This is a genomic window from Paenibacillus sp. Marseille-Q4541 (genome assembly GCF_018310695.1).
In the GTDB taxonomy this organism is placed as follows: Bacteria; Bacillota; Bacilli; order Paenibacillales; family Paenibacillaceae; genus Paenibacillus.
In genome coordinates, this window is record NZ_JAGXCY010000010.1 from 12,447 (window position 1) to 36,469 (window position 24,023).

The window sequence follows — 24,023 nt, forward strand, 5'->3', positions numbered from 1 at the left end:
TGCTAATTTTGCTGAAAATATACTCTTAATTGATGTTATTAATTTGAGGAGGTTAAGATCTTGAAGCATGAGCTGAATGCACCTGTTGATCTGCGTCTCAAAGCCGAAATCGATCTTCCTTTCCGTATGTTGTACCATGAAACCAAACTTCCAGAACATGAACTTCCTGATCACTTCCACGACTGGCACGAACTCATATGTGTCCATCAAGGCGAAGGCAAAATGTTAATCGATCATTCCATCGTTGATATTCAGGCAGGGAGCTTAATCATTATTCCCGGCAATACCCTTCATCGCACGTTTCAACATGTAGACAATCCGCTTACTTCGTCAGCTTTTTATATTAGCCCCGTCCTTTTTCAAGGCATTGGCGGTGAAGCAGCATCGATACAACCATTTTTTGAAAGATCTCGAAAAACTCGAAGTTATATCAAGAAGCTCACTTACGAAGAACAAGTAGAAATTGAACAATGGATTGAGCAAATTTATGCAGAAACGATAAGTCAACTACATTTGCGTACTTATGCCACTCTCCTGTTATTACAGCTTATGCTTATCTCGCTGATCAGAATGACGGAAGTGGATGAACCTTCAAAAGCCCCCTTAGCAGGCCCTCTGTGGATGTCACATGTCCTTCAGCAGCTTGATCATCAGATTCATCTGCCTGTGTCACTGTCTACCCTTGCGAAGGATGCGTCGATTTCGGTCGCACATTTCAGCAGAGCTTTCAAGCAGCACACCGGTATGACGCTCACCGAATACGTCGCAGCTAGACGAATTATTTTATCTAAAGAAAAACTAGTGCGCACCGATGATACGATGGTTTCCATTGCAGAGGCATGCGGGTTTGTAAGCCTTCCTCATTTCTATCGACTGTTCAAGAAACATACAGGTACTACTCCTTCGTCTTATCGTAAAATGATGCGTTAAATCCTCTGTACAGTTTTGATTAATGCATATAAAAAAGGAAGAATCCCCATCCTCTCAAGGGGAATCCTTCCTGTCCGAATCAAGCTTATGGTAATAAATAACCTTTCTCTACTGCTTCGTCAATCAGTTCATTAGCAAACGCCTCCAGCGCAGGCGAAACTTCTTGTAAAACACCCAATCTTTTTCTTACGGATACCGCTGAGACTTGATTGGCTCTCCATGCCTTGCCTTCCGTATAGAAATTATGCAATACAGGTTGTAGACGGTCCATAGCTGCTGCGTACTGAGCCTCTTTCGTAAGCCCTTCTTCAAATTCGAGCCACAGCCCCATCCATTCTTCTTTTTGATCGGATGGAAGTAACCCGTAAATTCTTTTTGCGGCGGCAAGCTCCCTCTCCCACTTGTCTTCATACCCTTTTACGTCGTAAGCAAATGTGTCCCCTGCATCAATTTCTACAAGATCATGAATCAGCAGCAGATGCAGCACTTTGGTCATATCCAGATCTTGCTGAGTCGTATGTTCTTTCAATAGCAAGGCCATGACAGCAATATGCCAACTATGTTCCGCATCATTTTCACGCCTCGTACTATTCATTAGGTAAGATTGTCTAACAATATGTTTCAATCCATCAATTTCACGAACAAATTCAATTTGCTGCCTGATTCTCTCTATCATTACCTTACTCCTTTATCTTCTAAGTGTTATGATGTTCTTTCATCTTACTAGAGTTATAGGAAACCTGTCACGAACGTATATGATATACTAATTTAAAAAAACAGGTCGGAAGACGGCATAGAAAATTAGAGGAGCTCAATATAATCTTATGGCTAAATCCAATCATCGAAATGTAGGAATTTTTGCTCATGTAGATGCCGGTAAAACGACAACTACAGAGCATATGCTGTATTTGGGCGGAGTGCTGAAATCGCCTGGAAACGTAAATAACGGTACTACTTTTACAGATTCCCTAGACATTGAAAGACAAAGAGGAATATCGGTGAAAGCCGCTCTAACTTCCCTTAAATGGAACAACCACTCCATTAATCTCGTCGATACTCCTGGACATATTGATTTTATATCCGAGGTGGAACGAGCGCTGCGGGTGATGGACGGAGCAATTCTGATTGTATCCGCATCCGATGGAATTCAGGGACAGACCGAAACCATTTGGAAATCTTTGCGAGAATTAAACATTCCTACGTTAATCTACGTTAATAAGATGGACCGGCAGGATGTCAATGCGGAAGACGTTGTGAGAAACATACAAATTGGCTTGTCTCCGAATGCGTTGCCTGTACAGACTATACAATATGACGGGGATACTTTTCACGGTATTGTACCGATTTCCTCTGATCCGTCTGAATCCTTAACAGAAGATAGATCAGAATGGGATAAACTTACGGAATGGCTTGCTGATCAAGATGAACTCGTTCTCGAACGCGTTATCAATGGGGAGCAGATCGCACCTATGGAACTTGTGAGCAGATTTCAGGAAGCAGCAAGAGCAGGAACAGCTTTTCCCATCTGTTTCGGTGCTTCACAAAAAGGGATTGGTGTAGAAGAACTTCTAGATTCTCTTCTAACTTTTCTCCCCCCTCCTGCAGGAGACCATAATGCACCACTTTCCGGCATCGTATTCAAAATAGAACGAGACAAATCCATGGGGAAAACGGCTTATGTACGGCTCTATCAAGGCACATTACAGACCCGTGATACGGTACCTATTGCAAACCAGGATATCAAAGAAAAAGTAACGCAACTTAGATTGATCGAAGGTCGTAAGTTTACAGATGTTTCAGAAGTCGTAGCCGGAGATATTGCTGCCGTTTTCGGGATGCAAGATGTGAGAATCGGAGACATTCTTGGATCAGAGGCACAAATCCCACAAGCACCCAACATGGCTGTTCCTCTGCTTACCGTTCAAGTACATAATAAAAATGAATCAGAATATGCTGCGCTTGCGAACGCACTTCAAGAACTAACCCAAGAAGACCCTCTCCTTGATTTGCAATGGCTGCAAGCAGAACGCGAACTTCATGTCAAAGTAATGGGCGCTATACAGCTTGAAATTCTAGAGAACTTACTTATGACCCGCTTTGGTCTAAAAGTGACTTTTGATGAACCTTCCGTCATTTACAAAGAGACGCCGGCGTCTACAGGAGAAGGCTACATCGCCTATACTATGCCGAAGCCATGCTGGGCGATCCTTCGGTTTGCCATCCGTCCTCTCCCAAGAGGGAGCGGACTTGTCTATCGTTCTATCGTTAGAGCCGATCATCTGTTAGAGAGATATCAGAACGAGGTCGCTCGCCGTTTGCCCGAAGCACTACAGCAAGGGCTGCTCGGATGGGAAGTAACAGATCTTGAAGTAGTACTAACCGAAGGCGAGCACCATGTATGGCACACCCATCCGCTTGATTTTGTAGTTGCGACCCCCATGGGGGTTATGGATGGACTGAACCGTGTGAAGACAGTCCTCTTGGAACCCATGCAACATTTTCGTATCACCGTACCGGAAGATCATGGTGGCAAAGTCCTTAGTGATCTTGTCCACATGCGTGCTACATTCGAAGCTCCTTCCATCATGAACGGACGTTGTTCCGTAGAAGGAACGATCCCAGTTGCCACTTCGCTTCAGTATCCTTTACAACTGCGTTCCGAAACGAAGGGGATCGGGGTGATGACCACTCGTTTTGCCGGTTATGAGGAGTGTCCCGAAGGAATTGAGGTACAGCGGAAGAGACGTGGTATTAACCCGCTTGATCAATCGAAGTACATACTGGCCGCACGTAATGCACTCGGTTCCATGTAAATGAAACAACACTATCATTTTCAGGGGGGGAGATCTATGAGTAAGCTTTTCGTATTTGGTCTGTTATTTTATATATTTGGTAACCCGTTTATCGCTATTATCGTACTCTTGCTTATTGTCTATTTTCTTGACCGCCGTTTTGTCGGCGTATTTCCGAGTATCACGAAGCCCTTCAAACGGATGCGCAACATCTCCAAAAATCGTCAACAAATCGCTATGAACCCAAATGATGTTACTTCTAAATTCGATTTAGCTAGACTGCTGATTGAACGCAAAAAGTATAGCGAGGCTCAAGGATTCCTCAAGTCTATCGAATCCTCCTATGATCACTCGGCAGAATATTGGGATATGGTCGGAACGATAGAGATTCATCAGGGGCAGCTTGAACAAGGAGAACGTCACATTGTGCACGCACTCGAACTGAATCCGAAAGTAAAGTACGGTCAACCTTATCTTCGCCTTGCTTCTGCATACAAAGATAAAGATCAGTCCAAAGCGCTTCATTATGTGGAAAAATTTCAGGACATCCAGTCTTCTTCCAGCGAATCTTACTATTATCTAGGACTCGTTTATGGAATCCTTGGCCGTAAAAATGATGCTAAAGAGGCGTATCGTCAGTCCATTGACGTATACCGCTCTCTACCAAAGTATAAGAAACGTCAGGAACGCCGCTGGGCTGTTCGCAGTTTCTTTCGGAAATTGTTTTAATTCATAAAAAGACCGCACTCTTCTTCTCAATCAGTGAGAAGAAGAGTGCGGTCTTTATTTTACAGTAGATGTTCAAGTCTAGTACGGTTCTTCTCCTGCCAGCGGACACAATGAACAAGCTCTTGTAGCTGAGCTTTAACCACATCTGCTCCATCGATGCCTTTTTTATACCTGCTTAAAAAATGCATAACGACATCTACTCTACGAAGAAGCAAAAGTGAAGGCAGAATATCCATCTCTTCTTTCAGTAAATGAACTCCGGATCTATACCCGCGAATGAGTGCTTCCAGATGACTCCACATCTTCTCTTCAGCTTCTACTGTGTGTGTTTCATCTGAAATCATGCCTGAAATGATATCTGACAAGGGAACGGCTAGTTCCATCACCCGAATATCCCAGGTTGCAAACTCAAAATCAAGGATGGTGGTGATCTCTCCTTCTTCGCTTACAAGTATGTTAGATGCATTCAGGTCACCATGGACAACTTGATGAGGAAGTTGCTCAAGCTGGCTTATTTTTATGAAAAGCTGTTCCACTTCTCCTGCTATTTCCTTTGTCTCTTCTTGCAGATATAGAAATAACGGATCTGGCTCACGTAAGAAACGGACAAAGTCCGCAGGTGAGCATTCAGTATAAGCAAGTTCTATTTTGTAGTAAGGAGGATATACGGGGCATAACGGGACCTTTATATTGGACAAAGCAATCGACAGCTGACCCGCCTTTTGACCCAAATCAAAGTATTGCCCAGTCTCGATTAGCTCTGGATTGCAACCATTCTGATAGTGAAATAAAGCCCCTATTTTTCCTTCATGATTGACAAATGTCTCATCTTCGATCGTATGTACCAACTGTGGAATGACAAAAGATTTTTGGTATGTTGCAAGACTTTTCAGTATGGCATGCTCGTACTGTACCTTCTCGGTATCCTGATGACTATTGTAGTTACGAAGCACATAGCGCTGCTCGCCGCACTGAATCAAGTAAGTCGAATTGTTCATACCTCCCGCCAATCGGCTAATGTTGCACTCTGCTGCTCCTATCCCTTCTGACCTTCCCAAATAATACTCCAACATACTGCGGATGGCGTATCCTTCTTCTTTAGTGATATCAGATGATGTTAATGCATGCATAAACTGTCCGCTCCTTCGTATATAGAGGTTTTTTTATTTAAATAGAAGCATAGAGGAATACAAGCTAACACGACTTGCACCCCTCTTATTTTCCCTACTTTTTTCTTTTTCGGGCAGTATATGATTTCTCTTGCTGCAAGAGCGGAGTATAGCCTAATTGATTCAACTGCTCATCGATAACCCGGTATCCTTTGCTACTAGGATGAACTTTATCGAAAAACAGCAACTCCCGTTCCTTCCCCTGAAATGCATAGAGAAGCGGAGCAGCTTCAACTCTTCTGTTAGTCAGACTAATGAGAAAGTCGTTATATTGTTTCACCCAATGATAGGCAGCTTCATTCTGCGGCATCGGATTATATAAACCTACTAGCCGAATGAAGTAGGATTCATCCTCTTTTTTCAATGATCGAATCTGTAATAAAATCTCTCTCACATTGCTCTCGCAGATGTCCAGAGTCTGGATAAAAGAAGGAGAACTTAAATTCCATTTGCTCGAACGAGCTGCGCGAATCAAATCATTTCCACCAATCGAAATGGTTATGATATCCGCATACGAAATGAGATTTCGCAAGTACTGATTATATTTTACCATGGATAGAAGTCCGTCGGATGTTAATCCGTTTATCCCCTGGTTGCTTACGAGAACAGGGCTGCGCAGATGATACTCCAGTCTTTTTCGATAGAGGGGGACAAATCCGCTTCCAAATAAAGCTCCAATACCAACGGTCAACGAGTCTCCTAGCGCCAAATAACGATAAACCATATAAACCCCTCCTTTCCTATGACTTTATAAAATGATGAAGAGTCACCAAAGGTGGTGTTAACGTAGCATATGTATTTTCGTAAGCAGACGGCACGGCAAGTTGTCCTCTTGGCCCCTTTTTCAAGAAAAAGATCACAAAAAAAGACATACATTTCTGATTAGGGCTGTATAGCCTTTCTCAGGAAACATATGTCTTTTCACCTAAGCATCATCACAAGATCCATTCTTAGATCAAAAACGTAACGATACTCCCCACCAGCATCCCTGCAACAAAATAAATTCCGCTTTGGGGAAATTGTACTTTACGTAACTCCGCATAAACAATGAACAAAAAGAGCAGCAAAAATATAATTTTTAGCCACAGAAAAACAAAGGGAACTGCAAGTCCGAGAAGTAAACCTATGATTCGATACATCTTGGTAGACAAATGCATGTGCTCCTTCTATATGGTACCGTTTTGGATAAAACGCAAACCTTGCATATCATTCATGCTACGGGTTATTCCTCTTCTTCTGCTTCAAATACACAGTGGAAGCGTTCCACTCCGGGGTATTTCTCCCCAAGACTGTACACAATAAAACCGATGTTTCGATAAAAGTCTACAGCCTCTTCGTCCGTTTCCGCAGTGACAACATCGGGTTTCACGCTGCTAATCATCTCTGATATAATGCCGCGTCCATACCCTTTTTGGCGATTCTCTGGCAAGACAGCAAGGTGCTTGATCTGAACTTCCTTACCCTGTTTCTCGAAGCCAATTAGAGCGACTAACTGCTCCTCATCCTCAAAACCGAACAGCTGTAAGGCATCTTGTTCTCTGTATTCCTTCAGAGCCGACTCTATATGTTCAGGCTCAGGGAGTGTAGCATACTCAATCAGTTCCTGTACCACAGGATCCTGTAAACGATCTTTTAATGAAATAAACAATGTAAATCCTCCTGTTCTAACGCATTCACTATACGTACTTTAGGGCTTTTACATGAATATTTCAAGTCTCAGCTATTCTTTGACCAAAATTTTTCATTTCGTTATTCGTCGATAACTATTACAACATCTGCTTTAAGACTCACTGTAGACCTCCTCTAGCGGAAAAGGAACTGGACTGGCTGCTGCCCAAGAAGGTAATAAAAAGCTTAATTCATCAGCCGTTTCCTCAATAAAACGCTCTACACGTTCAACATCCATTAATCTGAGAGAACGAGGTTTGATCGGTTCTTCCAATCTGCGAAGAGTAGCATAACGATAATCATCTACTTCTTCCACTGAAACGAGCTCCCCCATCGCCGCAGCAGGTGCAGATTCAAGTGCTTCGAGTAATTGCTTTGTTTCTGGATGTGTATCCATTAGTATGTATTCAAGTTGTGTGACGTCCCGGTTATACAGCGACTGAAATGAGCGAAACTGGGTGTACCATCGGTACAGAAAAATACGCTCCACTAAATTTTCCATACCTTTATACACCGTTTCAGCCCATCTCAAATCGACGTACAAATGCGCAGCATAACCCAATAAAAACTGTCTATACTCTTCACCAAGATGAACTTTCGTGTGAGAAACATGAAACTGCTGGATTTCCCTTACGCGTGGCAAAACCCCTTCTACCGCACAAAGGTGACTGGCCCACTTCATTTGATCATTCACATTATTTCTTGTGAGAACAGCATTCGGTGCAATGTTGCCCAGAACAAAAGATGGTGATGGACGTCCTTGTTGAACCAGATGGGCAACCGTTAAATGTACCATTGGCCAAGGCATACTTTATTTCCCCCACTTTTCCCCTATAAAATGGATTTCATAATGGTAGAACATCTCTATTTCATCTTTCTATCTCTATCTGTACTTTCTATCTCTATGAATCCATCATCAACAATAATGGCCAATGGTCCAGCCACTCCTTCTCAAATACTCTTTGCTTATAAAGCGCCGTATTTCGGAAATATGGACTTTTTTTCACATTCATTTCAAAAAGATCGGTTAAACCAAACGGAGCGATGATCTCCAGTTCGTCTTGATCATTCAGTCTTATGGCAACAGCTGTTGCTGTTTCGGGCCAATACCTCATGGCATCCTCTACCGATTGGTATGGTGGGTCCATATTATATTCGTGCATTCGTGCCTGGTTCTTAACCTGCCAGTTACGTCCGATCTGGCCAGATTGTAATTGCTGTTCATACTTCGTATCGGTCCACTCATCTACATGCTCTGGATCATAATAAATGACATCGATATCATTCAGTGGAGTAGGGCTTTTATACTCGTGTAGTTCATCCCACACTCGATTTCTTACATATCCGGCAGCAATACAGGCCTGTGGTAGTCGCAGTTCGCGGACACGTTTTAGGTCATCTACAATCTGGGGCTGGTTCATGATATCTCGCAAACGTTCTTCATATGTCAAACTCTGTGAATCCCCCTTTACTATTTATTTAGAGTCCATCGTCATATAACGGAAATTTACATCTAAAAATAATCCATCAGACAATTATTACATATCTTAATTATAGAGCTAACTTACATTCGCCACAACGAAATGTTTGCACTTTTTCCCTACAAAAAACAACAAACTGTAATAGTCTGTTGTTTTTTGTTTATATTCTTTTTCTCGCAGCAAATCGCAGCAACTGACAGCGGAATTCAGTCGGTTCATCATATTTATGTTCTGGAATAGCTTGGGTAACTCGCTCGGTCAGCAAAATGTCCCAATCATTATGATAACGATGAGTCAACAAGTCTTCAGCATACTGTGTAGGCAGATTTAGCTCAATCAGCGGTTTCACGGATTCATGATCCGGCAGCTTCACTTCTTCCACACTCGTACTCATCGTAATAAGGTGAATACCACCTATTTTAGTACCTGCCTGCATTTGGTCAATAACCTGATGCAGCGCTTTTTCAGAGGATACATGTTCAAGACAAGAACAAGCGGCAATATAATCATAATGATTAGGCTCAATTTCGTAATGTTCAATATCACCCTGCTCTGCAGTAATCAGGTGATCCACTTTATATTTTTTAGCGTGATGAACCAAGCTGCTGACTGCTTCCTCCAGCAAATCAACTGCTACGATTCTGCTTCCGGTATCACGCAGCTTTTCCGCCATTGCAATCGTATTTCTGCCTGCACCTGCACCTAGATCAAGGACAGTTAGTTTATTTTTATACTCGGTAAGACGATGAAGAGTCTCCATTACTATGGGCATAGGCCCAGCCATCCATGTACCTTCTTCATAGAGATCATGCTCCTGATAAAATTTACGATGATACGTTTCTTCCATTTCACGAGCTTCTTTAAACTCTTTAGACATAAGACACATCACCTTTCCAATGTTCTATTACACCAATTACCCAATTAGAAAGAAGATGTATTGCTTTTATTATGATAAAACTTAAAAAAATGAAAAGAAATGAAATGACGAGAACAAGATCAGATAGATGATACATAGAATTATAGCGATGGTTACCATTAGTTTCCCCGTATCTCGCCGGTATGTATCATCATGGAATAACAGGATGCTTCCAATAATAATCGCAGCCATAGGTACAACTAAAGTGACAATTATCAATAAGATACTAGAATAGCGATCCAGATAAAAAACATCACCTGCTGAGGCATAAACATCTTGACGTGGCATTTGCTTGGTAATCATTTCTCCGCAGTGACTACATTTTATCGCATCACTTGAAACCGTCTCTTTGCAATACGGACATGTGCGCTTAATAAATGGTGATTCCTCCTCTATATCCATTTCTCTGTATTCACTTCACTTCCGTGTCTCAAATATCGTTCTACAAATTCCTTTACATGCCGTTTGTATCCTTCCGGTTCTACTAGAAAGGAGGTGCCATGTGCGGCACGAGGAACAATGTACAAATATTTCTCTCCTGCACTTTCTCGATAAAGTTCATGAACCATTGAGGTAGGAACAAACGTGTCTTCATCGCCATGAATATACAAAATCGGAAGCTCGGATTGTTTCACCTGTTTTAAGGCAGAAGCTTCATGAAAACTGTAACCGACTTTCCATTTTGTATATAAACTAGTAAGTGGAATAAACGGAAATGCAGGAAGCTTAAACATTTGTTTCAATTGATGCGTTAACTCTGCTTGGACAGAAGTGTATCCACAGTCAGCGACAATTCCTTTGACTTGAACGGGCAGCTGCTCACCGCTTGCCATCAGTACCGTAGCGGCACCCATAGAGATTCCATGTAAAAATATTTCACTGTCTTCTCCAATTTTATTAACCACAAAACGTGTCCATTCCACATAATCTAGCCGGTCGTGCCAACCGAATCCAATATAGTTTCCTTCGCTGTCGCCATGACCTCGATCATCTGGCATCAGAACATGAAAACCAAGCTCTTCTACATAGAATCTAGCAAAACCCGCCATATCATAACCTCGGCCTGAATAACCATGAGCCAGAATTACGACCTTATTTTCTTTTCCTTTTCCTGAAATCCAGGTTCCTCGTAATTTTAATCCGTCAAAAGAAGTGATTTCTACCATCTGAGGTGATTGGGATCGTATCCAGGCATAATCAGGACCTACGGAAACTGCCTGATCTCCTGACGCCTGTTCAGAGTTTTCGATCAGAAACGTCTTAGGAGCTCTTTTTACCGCCATTTTATAAAAATGAGACACCGCAGCCCACAACACTACCATCGCAATAAGAATAACTAATAAAAACCACATCCTATTTCTCTCCTTCTTCCAATTTCAAATATTTCTATCTCATCTAAGTGTAAATGTACCGATTGATTCTTCTCATATTGTACACAACCCTTTCAGGAATACCTAACAAATAAAAGAAAAAAGAAAGGCTTTTTCCAAATGAGGAGCAAGTTTTCTCTTGTTAAATTCGCATCTTTTACATAAAAAAATAAAGCATCCGATAATATCGGATACCTTATGGAATGGTTACTGATCTATTTCTAACCTGTAGATTTGAGAAGCTTCCCAATTTCATTGCAGGCTTCCTCATAGGCAGGCATTAGTAGATCCATCATTGCCTTTGCATCATCAAGCCGACCTGTTGTCGCAGATGCTTCTATTTTCCCCAGGATCAAAGAAAGGTGCTCCATTCCTAAGCTAAGGCTGCTTGATTTCAAATCATGTGCAGTTTCGAACGCTTTATCATATTGATTACTATTGATGTAATGGATCAATTGCGAAATTTTTGTTGGTGTATCTGACTGATACATCTCTAGCAATGTTTGGAGTAAATCTTCGTTACTTTCTTCATCTCCCAGAGTCAGCAACTCTGATAAAACTTCGTCATTTAGAATTGCCTTATCCTGCATTCCCGGAAGCCAACGCTGCATGATATCTCTTAGTGTCTCCAAAGAGATCGGTTTAGGCAGATAATCATCCATACCCGCATCTAGACACTTCTGACGTTCACTCTGCATTACATTACCTGTAAGCGCGATAATCGGAGTATGAAACCGCATCTCATCTCGTTCAATCTGACGGATTTTCTGTGTTGCTTCCAAACCATCCAGCTTGGGCATCATATGATCCATTAATATTACGGAATATGGTTTGCTAAGATAAGCTGCGACTGCTTCTTCCCCGTTGTCTACCGTCTCTACATTCGTAATTCCAAGCTTCTTCAGCTGAACGAGAGCAACCTTACGGTTAATTCCATTGTCTTCGGCCATAAGAATCGGATGTTCAAGTGGTAGATAAGTTAATGGATTACTTGTATCCATTGACGGAGATGTAGCAAGAATGGTACTAGGTTCAGTAGCGGTAACAACCACCTCTTGTTGAGCTATCGCCTGGAAAGAAACTTCAATCCAGAAAGTAGATCCCTTACCATACTCACTAATGACTCCAATGGTGCCGTTCATAAGCTCTACAAAGTTCTTACAAATGGAGAGCCCAAGTCCGGTTCCTCCATATTTGGACTGCTGTCCGTCTAACGTCTGAGCGTACGGTCTAAATAGTTTTGACTGTTCTTCCTCAGCAATACCAATTCCATTATCAGAAACTTCGATCCGAAGCTTTTGCTCATTCTGATTTTGTGACAAAACTTTTATTCGGGTATATATTGTTCCTTCATTCGTAAACTTGTTCGCATTTCCAACGAGATTAACAAGGATTTGCGTTAACCTTGCAGAGTCTCCTATCAATTTCTCTGATAGTGAATCATCAATCTCTGTATAAAGTTTATTTCCCGCTTTAGCAGCTTTGGGAGATAAAAGAATAGACACATGCTTCAGCACTGCCCTTACATCCATTTCTACAAGATTAAGCTTCATTTCTCCTGCCTCAAGCTTGGAGAGATCCAAAATATCGTTAATTAGATAAAGTAACAATTGTGATGATTCCTGAATAACGGTCACGGATTGCTGCTGTTCTTCCGTAAGGGATGACATCGATAAAATTTCGGTCATACCCAAAATTCCGTTTAAGGGAGTCCTAAACTCATGACTCAGTAAAGCCAGAAATTCACTTTTTGCTTCACTAGCCTGTACTGCCTGTTCCTTCGCTTCATTGAGCCTTGAATTGTTTTTGGCAAGCTCTCTTTGCAAGGTAACCAGATCATTATTCATACTTGAAAACTCACTTAATACATTCTGCTCCTGCTCTTTGCTTTTAATAATCTCCTTATTAAGTTCAGCAATGATATTTCTCAGGTTTGTAATCTCGTGCTCATTAAATTTTGAGGGCATATCATCCCTCCTCTCTGTTAGATCGCCAATAATGATACACGATGCAATTTTATTCTGCTTTAGGCGACTGCAGTGAATAAGCTAGTTCAATAGCATGGACCTCATCAGGAGCATATCCATCTGCTCCAATTTCTTTCCACAGTTCTTGATCAATATTAAATGGCAGACCGCCAACGATAATCGATACATCTTTGGTTGCAGGGTTGCTGCGCACCTCATCAATTAACCGTTTAGCTAAGTGAACATGAAAAGTCATCGTTACAGACAATGCAAGTACGTCCACATTATATTTTTGAATCGAATCAATAATACCTTCATGAGGAACATTGGCACCTAGATAATAAGTATCCCAACCCTCCATTTCAAAATGATCCGTTAGCATGCGTAGACCGATCTCATGCAGTTCGCTGCCTACACATGCAGCGAGCATCTTATAACCATTATTCCCATTGGTGAGCCAGTAAGGATATAACTTGGATATATTCGCCTGTGTAGCAGCCGTGCACAGATGCTCCTGAGCAACGGTAATGTTACCCATTTGCCATAACCTTCCGATCTCTAGTTGAGATCTCTGAAAAATAAAGATATAGATATCTTTTACAGAAGTCCCGGCCTCAAGCAATTCTACTACCACAGACCAAGCTGCTTCTCGATCAGCGGAGAGTAACGATTCTAGATACATTGCCGTATAGTGATGATACGGCTGATTCTCAGCAACATACGTAGGTATGGGTTCAGCATAGGCTATCTCCTGCATTCCCCGTTGTAAATATTCAAGCACAAGTTCCTTATCTGTCTCGTTATATGTTTGTTCAATGAATTCCTTAATTAATGACAAGTTTATTCGTAAGTCTTCCTCTGTTACACGATATCCTGCAAGTAATATTTTTAACCAGGAGACATACTGCGTAAATAGAGAAGGGCTTTTCATCATGACACTCTCTGCCAAAAAACGGAGACTATAAACGGTATCTTGTTTCGTTCTGATTCTGCCGGACTCGCCGAATTTTAATTCTAGTTCGGGCTGTATTTCGTATTGTCGATCTGTAATCTGTTCGGCGAGATGATCCACCTCTCGCAAGAAGGCTTCACCAGCTGCATTATTGGTAGCATTCATGCCATCGCAGCTCCCTTCGGTGAAAACCAATATACAATAGTTCCACTTCGTTTTTCACGTGAATCTATCAAACTTTCAATTACTTAATTGTCCCATACTATGAAATGACATGCAAGTAACAGCCAATTTGAATCAAAAAAGCCGACCTCATGTAAGGTCGACTCTTATATCAATTTCAGTTATCTGTTATCTGCCCACTTGCGGTCAGTCCAAGTTTTTTGAGCAACCGAATCGCTTCGACTTTCTCTTCATCCGTCAGTCCTTGTTCTGCTTTAATAATGACTTCGTGATGTTGAGGAAAAATACGTTCAAAAAACTCCGTTCCCTCATCCGTCAGTTCGGCATAGATCACTCTTCTGTCTTCGAGGGAAGCTCTACGTATCAACAAATTTTTACTTTGTAACTTGTCCACAACGTAAGTGATGTTCCCGCTTGACATCAGCACCTTCTCCCCAATTTTTTGAAGAGGTTGAGGTCCCTTGTGATACAGTAAATCCAGAACACCGAATTCCGTCGTATTCAAACCATGGCTCTGGATGTCTTTATTCGATTTTGCAGTTACCGAGTTATAGGCTCTGGCAAGAACCACAAACAACTGGAGCGATATATCTCTCTCATCGCGTATATTAGACATAACCTTGCCTCCATTAACCTATATCAAAAGTTATCATTTTCTAGCAAATAGATATCAAATTTCAGCATGATTTATAGTTCATGTTGCTCCCATTCCTCACGGAGCATTCCCATGCGAATAGAATCATAGTATACCCCATCTACCACTCTACATTTACGCATTCGTCCTTCGATTTGCATTCCGAGTTTCGTACCCACATTCATCATCCTTACATTACCTGACCATGTGGTAATACCAATACGAACAATGGGTAAGGCTTGAAATAAGTAAGCAATCCATAATTTCATGGCTTTCGTACCTATCCCTTTATTCCAGTTTCCCGAACGGTACATGACGATTCCCGTCTCTATCCACATGGATAAAGAATCTTCAATATAGTAGGACACAGTCCCTACAATCAGACCGTTCACTTCAATGATGATCCAAGATGAAACTTCCTTAGAAGAAACTTTTTGAACGCTCTCCCGAAAGGATTCACGGCTCTCCCGCTCTAAAGGATAGTAAGGAGCATCCCATTTTTTCCACTCCGGGTTCGCTTCCCCATAGAGAAGATGATATAACTCTTCAATATCTGCTTCCTCAATTGTCCTCAATACTACATCATCAGATTGCAGGCGAACTGTTGCCATAATTCCTGTTCCTTCCTAGTAAAAGAAACTATCTTTTTTTGAGTTCAATCGAGCCGTCACTATGGGCAACTACTACACTATCTGCCATGTCGACAAACAGACCATTATCAACAACGCCCGGAATCATATTTAATTTCTGATTTAAAGACTCCGCATCGGATATCCGTCCCAATAAACAGTCTGCAATATAATTTCCATTATCAGTTACATATTTCTCGTCACCATTCATACGCCATTGTGGACGGCATCCGAGCTGATCCAGCGCATTAAATGTCCATTCAAATGCAAAGGGAACAATCTCTACAGGCAATGGAAATTTACCAAGCGTATGAACCACTTTACTTTCATCTACTACAATAATAAGACGTCTACTATTTGTGGCAACAATTTTCTCGCGTAGAAGAGCACCGCCGCCCCCCTTAATCAGATTCAATCTGCCATCTACCTCATCCGCACCATCAATGGTCAAATCGAGTCTACCCATCTCAGCAAAAGGAATCAGCGGAATTCCTAATTCTCTTGCCTGATCTTCAGAAGCCTTGGACGTAGCCACTGCCTGGATGTTTAAACCTTCTTCCTTCATTCGTTCGCCTATACGTCGAATGGCCCAATATGCGGTTGACCCTGTACCAAGGCCTACTTTCATTCCATCTTTAACATAATCTACTGCTCTTTCTGCTGCTGCACGTTTTAGTTCCACTTGAATTCTCAACTCCCAATCTATGTTTGCAAAATAAATCAATGAATACCTCTTCGCGGATTATCTCCACCTTGTGTTCTATTGTAACCGATTCATAAAAATGAAGGAATATAGCTGAAGAAAAAACCCTTCAGCATATGTAAGCTATTGCCTATTAAAGACCGAAAATGCCTAATGTTCCGTTCTGCTGCATTATGCGAATGGCTGCAAGGATAGCAAGGTGCAAAGGGTAAAAGCTAACCCATAGCCAGCGTGGGACGGTAGATCGAAAAGAAGCTCCCTTATGTACAGAAAAGGCAATATATGCCGTCGCTACCGTACTCCAAATTTGGAGCTGAGACACGACCATGTCTGCAATATTGAGTAGTAAATGAGCTCCTATCATGACAAATCCTTCGGTATATCGGAAGATTAGAACGAGTAATAGACCATAAATCCCATAATCCATGGTGGACAATTCCATGAGTATACCTGAGGTAACGACAATAAGAACTTTCCACACTCCATTCTGGGTCTTGTCCAGCAGTTGAAGAACCAATAGTGACGCTAGTAACGTCCAGATGACATTTAGGTTATAATGCTGAAAAGCAAGCATAAAAGGTAGCTGCGAAATGATAGCAAGCAGCAGTAGCCGATAAGTGTAGCGCTTTATATTTCTCGTGTATTTATAACCCAGGTATGTTGAGAACGCGTAAATGGGAAAAGCAATCCTACCAATAATACGTAAAATTTCTTGATCCTGATAAAATACAGCACCAATATGATCAATTAGCATCGTAATCATCGCGATCCAGTGCAGTACGAACGCCTCCTTATGTTCCTTTTGTAGCTGTATTATGCCATAAGGACTCTTCGTAATACAACGAGGCATGGAATTACATACGGAGTCAGTATTTCCTCGCACTTCCTACATGAATAACACAGAAAAATACATCGATATCACCGACTAATCTTCTTGAGATATTTGCAAATCATAATGCCAATAAACGGTATCTCGTATATATCCTTCGGATTCATATAATTTCTGAGCCGCTTTGTTCTGACCAGAAGTGGTCAAGGATATGCCTTTTGCACCCGTAAGACGAGCCATTCGGGCGGCCTCTCTTAACAAAGCTCTGCCTGCTCCTGATCTTCTTACGTTCTCTGTAACAAAGAGATCATTTAAAATCCAGAGAGGCTGAGCGGACACAGAAGAGAAAGATGGATATAATTGTACAAATCCTATGAGTTGATCCGTGCCTTCTAACTGAGCGTAATAAAGAACTGACTGGTCTTTTTGAATCCGTTCCTCCAAAAAACGCTTTGCCAATTCCACATCAGAAATCTGATCATAGAAAACACGGTACTGATCAAATAATGGGGCAATGGCAGGTACGTCCCGAAGCTCAGCACGTTTTATCATCTGTTTTTCATTTATATTCAATTATAGCTCCCCCTTCTTTAACTTGATAAACAGATTCAGCAGATTTGTTTTGGTAATTCTCCCGAGCACTTCATCTTCCTGAGGCATTCTTTTATCCCCGTCCCTTTGCAGAACGGGTAAACAATCAACCTGATATCGCATCATTTTGTCTGCTGCCTCCATAAGAGATTCATCTACTGTGATCGTAATCGTCTGTGCTCTTCTTGTCATGACCAGACTCACGGGAATTGATTTAAGATCAGCATGTCCAAGGGTAATTCGCAGCAAATCTTTACGAGAAACAATGCCAATAAAATCCCTCTGATCGTTTACAATCATAAGTGTCCCCGTGTTCTCTTTGAACAGAAGAGTAATTGCTTCATAAGCTGTCTTGTCTCCCTCAATTAGTACAGGCTTAGTATAAATATCTTGCACCAATAAGGTGGGTATTCGTTCCTGCTTAGTACCTGTGGCAAGACTACTTATTCCTGGTGTATATCCAACCTTTGGCTTTGCATCGAGTAATCCAAGCATAACTAGAATCGATAAATCGGAACGGATCGTGGTTCGGCTCAGCCCCAGCATTTCAGCAATTTGCTCACCGGTAATCGGGGTATGATCAGTGACTAATCTAATGATTTCCGTCTGCCTGTCTGATAGTTCCATGATCATGCCCCTTTCATTGGTCCACATTTATTATTATGCTGCAAACTCATTATAGGAATTATATGGTTAATTTTCTACCCTTCACTTATTTCTATAAATCCACGTTCCTTATTTTATCCTTTGACACATTTAAAAACATTTAATAATATTAGTATAACAAGTATTTATATCATCCGTTTATAGAAAGGAGTTATCTACTACATTGAATAATTCTGTACCCGAACGTTCGATCGGATTTATGCTTGGCGTTGCTCATAGACGTTCTGTTCATTTAATGAATCAGCGCTTAAAGGAATACGATATCACAACAGAACAGTGGTCCGTTTTATTTCAAATCTTCTCTCATGAAGGGATGAACCAGAGAGAGATTGCCTCAAAAGCGTACAAAGACCAGCCCACTACCACTCGAATTATTGACATGCTTGAAAAGAAAAACCTGGTCATTCGTAAGCCAAGCCTTGCTGACCGTAGAGCTTATGAACTTTTCCTCACAGATGAAGGAGTTGCTCTCAGTCATTCCATTCTCCCTCTTGAAGAAAAATTAAATGAAGATCTTGCAAACAGCATTCCGGAAGAAGAAATGACTATTTTCTGGAAAGTGTTGAATGACATTCAATACCATTTGCAAGAACAGCATGAACAGAAGAATGGCTCAAATTAACAGGAAGTAAGTTACAAACTCTTCTCCTGACCCTGAGCAATCCAATAATGAAGGAGATTAATAACCGATTATGCAACAAGATAAAACCCGATTGTGGACCAAAGAGTTCATTATTCTAACGTTATGTAATTTCTTATTATTTTTACAACTTCACATGATTATCTCTACTCTGCCAGCCTATGTTCAGGGAGAGTTTCATGCCAGTTCCTTTCAAGTCAGTTTGTTCACTACATTATTTGCACTGAGTGCTATTGCAGCACGTCTTTATTCCGCTAAGCAATTGGAGAAGGGCAATCGTAACCGAATGATATATGTCGGAATTCTCATTACTCTTCTCGTAACCCTAGGTTATTATTTTGCCGCTGCTATGGGCGTACTTCTTGTGCTTCGAATGATATTTGGTGTAGGTTTTGGTATGAGCAGTACCGCTTTCCCCACGATGGCATCTGATGTCATCCCTGTAAAAAGAATGGGCGAAGGAATGGGATATTTCGGTCTATCAACCAGTCTTGCAATGTCAATCGGTCCAGTCCTCGGTATCGGTATACTGAACTCTTCTGGATTTAACATGCTGACTTGGGCAACCGCTCTTGTCATTCTCATCATAGCTCCGCTTAGTTATACGCTGACATCCAAGAGTCCCAAACCGAAAGCGCCTGTAGAAACTCCTTTTACCGAAAAACAAAAAGCTGGATTTAATAAAGCGCTTGTTGTACCTTCTGTTCTTAACGGGCTCCTTGCATTCTGCTATGGCGGCATTGTTAGCTTCATAGCTTTGTTTGGAATTGAGAACGGAATTAATAACGCAGCCTTGTTTTTTCTTTTCAATGCGCTAGCCATCCTCGTCGTTCGTCCCATTGCAGGACGTATTTATGATTCAAAAGGGCATGCTGCACTCGTGATCCCAGGCTCCATATTTGTTATGGTAGGTTTAGTCCTTCTATCCAATGTAAGTACTACATCAGGTTTATTTGTTTCCGCTTTTCTATTTGGCATAGGGTACGGTGCTCTTCAGCCTTCTTTCCAGACCTGGATGATTCAAGTCGTATCTCCCGAACAGAGAGGTCTTGCTAATGGTATGTTTCTGAATACCCTCGATTTTGGGATTGCTCTTGGCTCACTCTTGCTTGGACTGATTGCTTCTTTTTCAGATTATAATATCATGTATCGATACTCAGCTCTGTTTATCCTTCTCCTCCTTGTTATTTATCTCATTCATATGAGAATGGCTAAAAAGGCAAAATTAAAAGCATCCCATTCTGCATAAACGGCCAGACTGACTCCTAAATAGTTCATGACAAAGTCCGCTCTTCTATTCGAAGAACGGACTTTTATTGCTTTTTCACCCTACACTTTGCGTTTTACTCTAACAAAACTTTTACCGCCCAAGCGATAATGCTTACTAGGTTTACTCTGACCCGAACCTGATCCTTCATTCTGTTTCGGTTTAATCGCAAACAACGTGAGTAGTGCTCCCGCTGCAGCGATCCCTGCCAGTATGGTAAACAGCACAAAATGAGATGTATTCAGAAGTAACGATATAATGGGCGGCCCAAGAGATACCCCAATAAAGCGCATACTGCTAAAAAGAGAAGTAATCGTCCCTCTTTGCTCTTCTTCAACACCTTCCGTAATCAGTGCATCAAGGCATGGCAAGGTAGCGCCAATCCCTACTCCTCCCACCGTAAATACGCCGACTACATAGTAGATAGATTTTGAAAAACCCATGATAAATAACGAAGCAGTCAAAATAATAAGACCTATAAATCCGATCCATTTCATACGTGACTTTTCTTTTCCAATTAATTTCCCGCTCACAAGAGAAGCTAAACAAAGTGCAGCAAGTGGAATTGCCAGCACAAAACCTTTTGTAATTCCGTTTACTCCATATTCGGATTCAAGTGTTTCTGACAAATAAAAAAGCACGCCAAAAATAACAAACATGCAAATACATCCCACGGTAAAAATTGCGTAAAGCCAGCGTCCTTTTTCAGCCATCACTTCTTTTAACGAATGTAGAAATTCCCGAATGGTAGGTACTTCTTTACTTTTCTTCGGACTTTTCACCAAGAAAATAACAAGCAATAATGAGATGAGACATAGAACTGGAATCATTAAAAATGGAGAGAACCATAGCCATACACCTAGTGCCGCTCCAATAATAGGGCTCAGTACTTTCCCAAACGTATTTGAAGTTTCAATGATACCCAGACTAGAACTCACTTTTTCTTCATCATTAAACATATCCCCTACCAGTGGAATCACAATCGGAAATGCTCCCGCTGCACCAATTCCTTGTAACAACCTCCCACCGATAATCGTCCAGTAGGCAGGGCCATCTGTCATTAACCAGGCTGCCACACCAGAGATGGCTCCCCCTACACCTGCAATGATGAGACTTGGAATAATAATCGCTTTCCTTCCGAATCGGTCCGATAAATATCCTGCTAGAGGAATTAAAATAATGGCTACTACAGCGTAAACTGTAATCAGCATGCTCACCTGAAAGGTCGAAACACCTAGTTCCTTTCCTATCTGTGGCAAAATGGGGATTAAAGCTGAATTACCTAGTGTCATAATAAGCGGAATGGAGGCTAATGCAGCCAAATCCCATTTCTTATCTTCCATGTAAGTATCCACCTCGGGCGCTATTGGGTTATTCAATCATCCTGTACATCCTAAGTAGCATACAAGAGGGATGTTAGAATCAACCGACTTCGTTAATATGGATGTAACGTTACTAAATTATGCAGTTTGGATAGTGACATAAAAAAGAAGGCGCTGCATAAATACAGCGCCTTCTTCAAATGTTTTTTATAGCTGGATTGTTAATGTACCGTTGTTTTTCTCCGGTGTAATAACGACTCCTTGTTCACCTTTGGTAACCGTTCCGCCTACTACTTCAGACACTTCATGTATATCGCGTAATACGAGTGACCAAGCTTTTCCTGTTCCTTCTGAAACGACTTCCACTTTGGAACCTGTTCGCTGTGCAGTGACCGCCAGTTCCTCTTCTGCCTTCGTGCTGATTACTTTCGCTTCTGCAGAAGCATTCTCACCAAGTTCAAACAAATGCAAGCATACTCCCTCAGCGTAATCATATTCAATGACATCATTTACAGCCCCGACCGCAATGAGACTGTTTGGTTTCACCATCATCGGCAAAGTACGGAAACTGTGATTTTCATTTACGAAACGTCCACCGATCACTTTATCCCCAGTGAGGAAATTCGTCCAAGTTCCTTCAGGGAGATAGTAACTGACATCCCCTTCTTTATTAAAGACCGGAGCGACTAGAATGGAGTCACCGAGCATATATTGCGTATCCAGACCGAATGTTGCTGGATCTTTCGGGAACTCAAGCATCATCGCGCGCATCATAGGGATACCTTGAATCGTTGATTCCTTAGCAGACTTAAACAGATAAGGCATCAAACTGATTTTAAGTTTGGTGAAATCACGAACCACATCAACAGATTCCTCATCGAACAGCCAAGGCACACGATATGAAGTGCTGCCATGCAGGCGACTGTGAGACGATAATAATCCAAATTGAACCCAGCGTTTGTATACATCAGCTGGTGCTGTATTTTCGAATCCGCTAATATCGTGACTCCAAAAACCAAACCCAGATAAACCAAGGGAAAGGCCGCCACGTAGTGACTCTGCCATCGATTCATAAGTTGCAGAACAATCCCCACCCCAGTGTACTGGGAACTGCTGTCCACCTGCTGTAGCCGAACGAGCAAAGAGTGCTGCTTCATTTTTACCAAGCTTTTCTTCAAGCAATTCAAATACAGCTTTGTTATACATCTGTGTGTAATAGTTGTGCATTTTCACCGGATCAGAGCCGTCATAATAAACGACATCCGTTGGAATTCTTTCACCAAAGTCTGTCTTGAAGGAATCTACTCCTTGGTCGATCAGTACAGACAATTTACTCTTATACCATTCCACTGCATCAGGATTTGTGAAATCAACAAGGCCCATACCGGCTTGCCAAAGATCCCATTGCCATACACTTCCGTCTGCTGTTTTAACGAGGTATCCTTTTTCCATACCTTCATCGAACAGATAAGATTTTTCAGCAATATACGGATTAATCCATGCACAAATCTTAAGTCCTTTGTCTTTGAGCCTGCGGATCATTCCTTCTGGATCTGGGAACATCTCCTCATCCCATACAAAATCAGACCATTGATATTCCTTCATCCAGAAACAGTCAAAGTGGAATACAGACAAAGGCAAGTCTCTCTCTGCCATACCGTCTACGAAATGATTCACTGTGGCTTCATCATAATCCGTAGTAAACGAAGTCGTCAGCCATAGACCAAATGTCCATGCAGGCGGCAAAGCCGGTTTTCCTGTTAATGCAGTGTAGTTATTAAGAACATCTTTCGGGTTATCTCCACCAATAATGAAGTATTCCAGTGTTTCACCTTCTACACTAAACTGCACTTTGGAAACATTCTCAGAAGCAACCTCGTAAGAAACGCGCTCCGGATGATTCACGAATACACCGTATCCTTTATTGGACAGATAAAAAGGAATGTTTTTATAAGCTTGTTCACTGCTTGTACCACCGTCTTCATTCCAGATATCAACGACCTGTCCATTTTTCACAAATGGAGTGAAACGTTCACCAAGTCCATAAATATGTTCACCTACACCGAGATCCAGTTGTTCACGGAAATAAGCTTCCTTGTTAGGTCCTGTAATGTAACCGGCTGCTTTATTTCCGCTTCCTGTCATACGCTTTCCATCGTATAAAAATTGAACGTCCCATCCGTTCGTCTTATCAATCTGAACACTCAGTTTGCCACTTTCCAGTACAGCACCTTGCTCTGTCTTTTGAATAGAAACATTAGTATCTTGATCAAAAATTTCAAAAGCAGGGCCATGATTTACCTTCCCTTTATGATGGTTCAACGTTACTTTAATAACATTTGGCATCGGTGAACTGTATGTAGCCTTTAATAACGTACCGTTCAACGTATCCCCTTTCGTGCGAATATATTTAGTTGCCGCGTAAACGGTAATCGAATCTCCCTTTTGAACAATATCGCGAATATCAGTGGGGTTCTGAATTTCATACCCTTCACGCACGAGCCAGAATCCGTCTGTAAATTTCATAGTTTCTTACCCCCTTCAGTTATACTATAATGATATTGATATAATCGGGCTTTTTCTTA

The 24,023-nt window shown here is 41.5% G+C and carries 25 protein-coding genes; 5 read left to right on the top strand and 20 right to left on the bottom strand.

Annotated elements, in window-relative coordinates:
- The first annotated feature begins 60 nt into the window (after positions 1–60).
- A complete protein-coding gene (locus KFT32_RS12730) occupies positions 61–930 on the top strand; it encodes an AraC family transcriptional regulator (RefSeq protein ID WP_211747597.1) in 870 nt (289 codons plus the stop codon).
- An 85-nt stretch (positions 931–1,015) separates the two neighbouring features.
- Here KFT32_RS12730 and KFT32_RS12735 read toward each other — a convergent pair whose 3' ends face one another.
- A complete protein-coding gene (locus KFT32_RS12735; RefSeq protein WP_211747598.1) occupies positions 1,016–1,606 on the bottom strand; it encodes an HD domain-containing protein in 591 nt (196 codons plus the stop codon).
- A gap of 148 nt (positions 1,607–1,754) precedes the next feature.
- Between KFT32_RS12735 and KFT32_RS12740 the strand changes: the two genes are divergently transcribed.
- Both KFT32_RS12740 and KFT32_RS12745 read left to right on the top strand, forming a co-directional pair.
- Entirely contained in the window at positions 1,755–3,743 is a 1,989-nt protein-coding gene (locus KFT32_RS12740; RefSeq protein WP_211747599.1) for an elongation factor G, read from the top strand.
- A gap of 36 nt (positions 3,744–3,779) precedes the next feature.
- Positions 3,780–4,451, top strand: a complete 672-nt coding sequence (locus KFT32_RS12745) for a tetratricopeptide repeat protein (RefSeq protein WP_211747600.1) — start codon at positions 3,780–3,782, stop codon at positions 4,449–4,451.
- Between the two features lie 59 nt (positions 4,452–4,510).
- Here the strand turns inward: KFT32_RS12745 and KFT32_RS12750 are convergent, their stop codons facing one another.
- The 17 genes from KFT32_RS12750 to KFT32_RS12830 form a co-directional block, all read right to left on the bottom strand.
- Entirely contained in the window at positions 4,511–5,581 is a 1,071-nt protein-coding gene (locus tag KFT32_RS12750; RefSeq protein ID WP_211747601.1) for a phosphotransferase, read from the bottom strand.
- 94 nt (positions 5,582–5,675) lie between these two features.
- Positions 5,676–6,344, bottom strand: a complete 669-nt coding sequence (locus tag KFT32_RS12755; RefSeq protein ID WP_211747602.1) for a GDSL-type esterase/lipase family protein — start codon at positions 6,342–6,344, stop codon at positions 5,676–5,678.
- A gap of 226 nt (positions 6,345–6,570) precedes the next feature.
- The gene (locus KFT32_RS12760; RefSeq protein ID WP_211747603.1) at positions 6,571–6,771 is read right to left on the bottom strand and encodes a hypothetical protein; all 201 of its coding nucleotides are present in this window, start codon (positions 6,769–6,771) and stop codon (positions 6,571–6,573) included.
- 71 nt (positions 6,772–6,842) lie between these two features.
- Positions 6,843–7,268: a GNAT family N-acetyltransferase gene (locus tag KFT32_RS12765; RefSeq protein WP_211747604.1), complete on the bottom strand. Its 426-nt coding sequence runs from the start codon at positions 7,266–7,268 to the stop codon at positions 6,843–6,845.
- Positions 7,269–7,400: 132 nt separating this feature from the next.
- Positions 7,401–8,096, bottom strand: a complete 696-nt coding sequence (locus tag KFT32_RS12770) for a hypothetical protein (protein WP_211747605.1) — start codon at positions 8,094–8,096, stop codon at positions 7,401–7,403.
- Between the two features lie 94 nt (positions 8,097–8,190).
- Positions 8,191–8,709, bottom strand: coding sequence for a nucleotidyltransferase family protein (locus KFT32_RS12775; RefSeq protein WP_211747692.1), 519 nt, complete (start codon positions 8,707–8,709; stop codon positions 8,191–8,193).
- Positions 8,710–8,929: 220 nt separating this feature from the next.
- Positions 8,930–9,646 (bottom strand): class I SAM-dependent methyltransferase, encoded by a 717-nt coding sequence (locus KFT32_RS12780; RefSeq protein ID WP_211747606.1) that lies wholly within the window; start codon positions 9,644–9,646, stop codon positions 8,930–8,932.
- Positions 9,647–9,727: 81 nt separating this feature from the next.
- Positions 9,728–10,087 (bottom strand): zinc ribbon domain-containing protein, encoded by a 360-nt coding sequence (locus KFT32_RS12785; RefSeq protein WP_211747607.1) that lies wholly within the window; start codon positions 10,085–10,087, stop codon positions 9,728–9,730.
- Entirely contained in the window at positions 10,078–11,037 is a 960-nt protein-coding gene (locus KFT32_RS12790; protein ID WP_211747608.1) for an alpha/beta hydrolase, read from the bottom strand. Before KFT32_RS12790 ends, KFT32_RS12785 begins: the two co-directional genes overlap by 10 nt.
- A 239-nt stretch (positions 11,038–11,276) precedes the next feature.
- Complete coding sequence (locus KFT32_RS12795) at positions 11,277–13,022, bottom strand: ATP-binding protein (RefSeq protein ID WP_211747609.1); 1,746 nt, start codon at positions 13,020–13,022, stop codon at positions 11,277–11,279.
- 49 nt (positions 13,023–13,071) lie between these two features.
- Entirely contained in the window at positions 13,072–14,139 is a 1,068-nt protein-coding gene (locus KFT32_RS12800) for a cobalamin B12-binding domain-containing protein (protein ID WP_211747610.1), read from the bottom strand.
- 175 nt (positions 14,140–14,314) lie between these two features.
- Positions 14,315–14,773 carry a MarR family winged helix-turn-helix transcriptional regulator gene (locus KFT32_RS12805; RefSeq protein WP_211747611.1) on the bottom strand — a complete coding sequence of 153 codons (459 nt, stop codon included), beginning with the start codon at positions 14,771–14,773 and terminating at the stop codon, positions 14,315–14,317.
- A gap of 71 nt (positions 14,774–14,844) precedes the next feature.
- The gene (locus tag KFT32_RS12810) at positions 14,845–15,402 is read right to left on the bottom strand and encodes a GNAT family N-acetyltransferase (protein ID WP_211747612.1); all 558 of its coding nucleotides are present in this window, start codon (positions 15,400–15,402) and stop codon (positions 14,845–14,847) included.
- Between the two features lie 28 nt (positions 15,403–15,430).
- The gene (rpiA, locus tag KFT32_RS12815) at positions 15,431–16,102 is read right to left on the bottom strand and encodes a ribose-5-phosphate isomerase RpiA (protein ID WP_211747613.1); all 672 of its coding nucleotides are present in this window, start codon (positions 16,100–16,102) and stop codon (positions 15,431–15,433) included.
- Positions 16,103–16,256: 154 nt separating this feature from the next.
- The gene (locus tag KFT32_RS12820) at positions 16,257–16,973 is read right to left on the bottom strand and encodes a TraX family protein (protein WP_249435856.1); all 717 of its coding nucleotides are present in this window, start codon (positions 16,971–16,973) and stop codon (positions 16,257–16,259) included.
- A gap of 75 nt (positions 16,974–17,048) precedes the next feature.
- On the bottom strand, positions 17,049–17,525 hold the full coding sequence (locus KFT32_RS12825; protein ID WP_249435857.1) for a GNAT family N-acetyltransferase: 477 nt from the start codon (positions 17,523–17,525) through the stop codon (positions 17,049–17,051).
- Positions 17,526–18,170 (bottom strand): helix-turn-helix transcriptional regulator, encoded by a 645-nt coding sequence (locus KFT32_RS12830; protein ID WP_249435858.1) that lies wholly within the window; start codon positions 18,168–18,170, stop codon positions 17,526–17,528.
- 202 nt (positions 18,171–18,372) lie between these two features.
- Here KFT32_RS12830 and KFT32_RS12835 point away from each other — a divergent pair, with 202 nt between their 5' ends.
- The gene (locus KFT32_RS12835; RefSeq protein WP_211747614.1) at positions 18,373–18,831 is read left to right on the top strand and encodes a MarR family winged helix-turn-helix transcriptional regulator; all 459 of its coding nucleotides are present in this window, start codon (positions 18,373–18,375) and stop codon (positions 18,829–18,831) included.
- A gap of 70 nt (positions 18,832–18,901) precedes the next feature.
- Positions 18,902–20,098, top strand: a complete 1,197-nt coding sequence (locus tag KFT32_RS12840; RefSeq protein ID WP_211747615.1) for an MFS transporter — start codon at positions 18,902–18,904, stop codon at positions 20,096–20,098.
- An 80-nt stretch (positions 20,099–20,178) separates the two neighbouring features.
- Here KFT32_RS12840 and bcbE read toward each other — a convergent pair whose 3' ends face one another.
- A complete protein-coding gene (gene bcbE / locus KFT32_RS12845) occupies positions 20,179–21,459 on the bottom strand; it encodes a bacillibactin exporter BcbE (protein ID WP_211747616.1) in 1,281 nt (426 codons plus the stop codon).
- 186 nt (positions 21,460–21,645) lie between these two features.
- Positions 21,646–23,964 carry an alpha-xylosidase gene (yicI, locus tag KFT32_RS12850; RefSeq protein WP_211747617.1) on the bottom strand — a complete coding sequence of 773 codons (2,319 nt, stop codon included), beginning with the start codon at positions 23,962–23,964 and terminating at the stop codon, positions 21,646–21,648.
- Between the last annotated feature and the right edge of the window lie 59 nt (positions 23,965–24,023).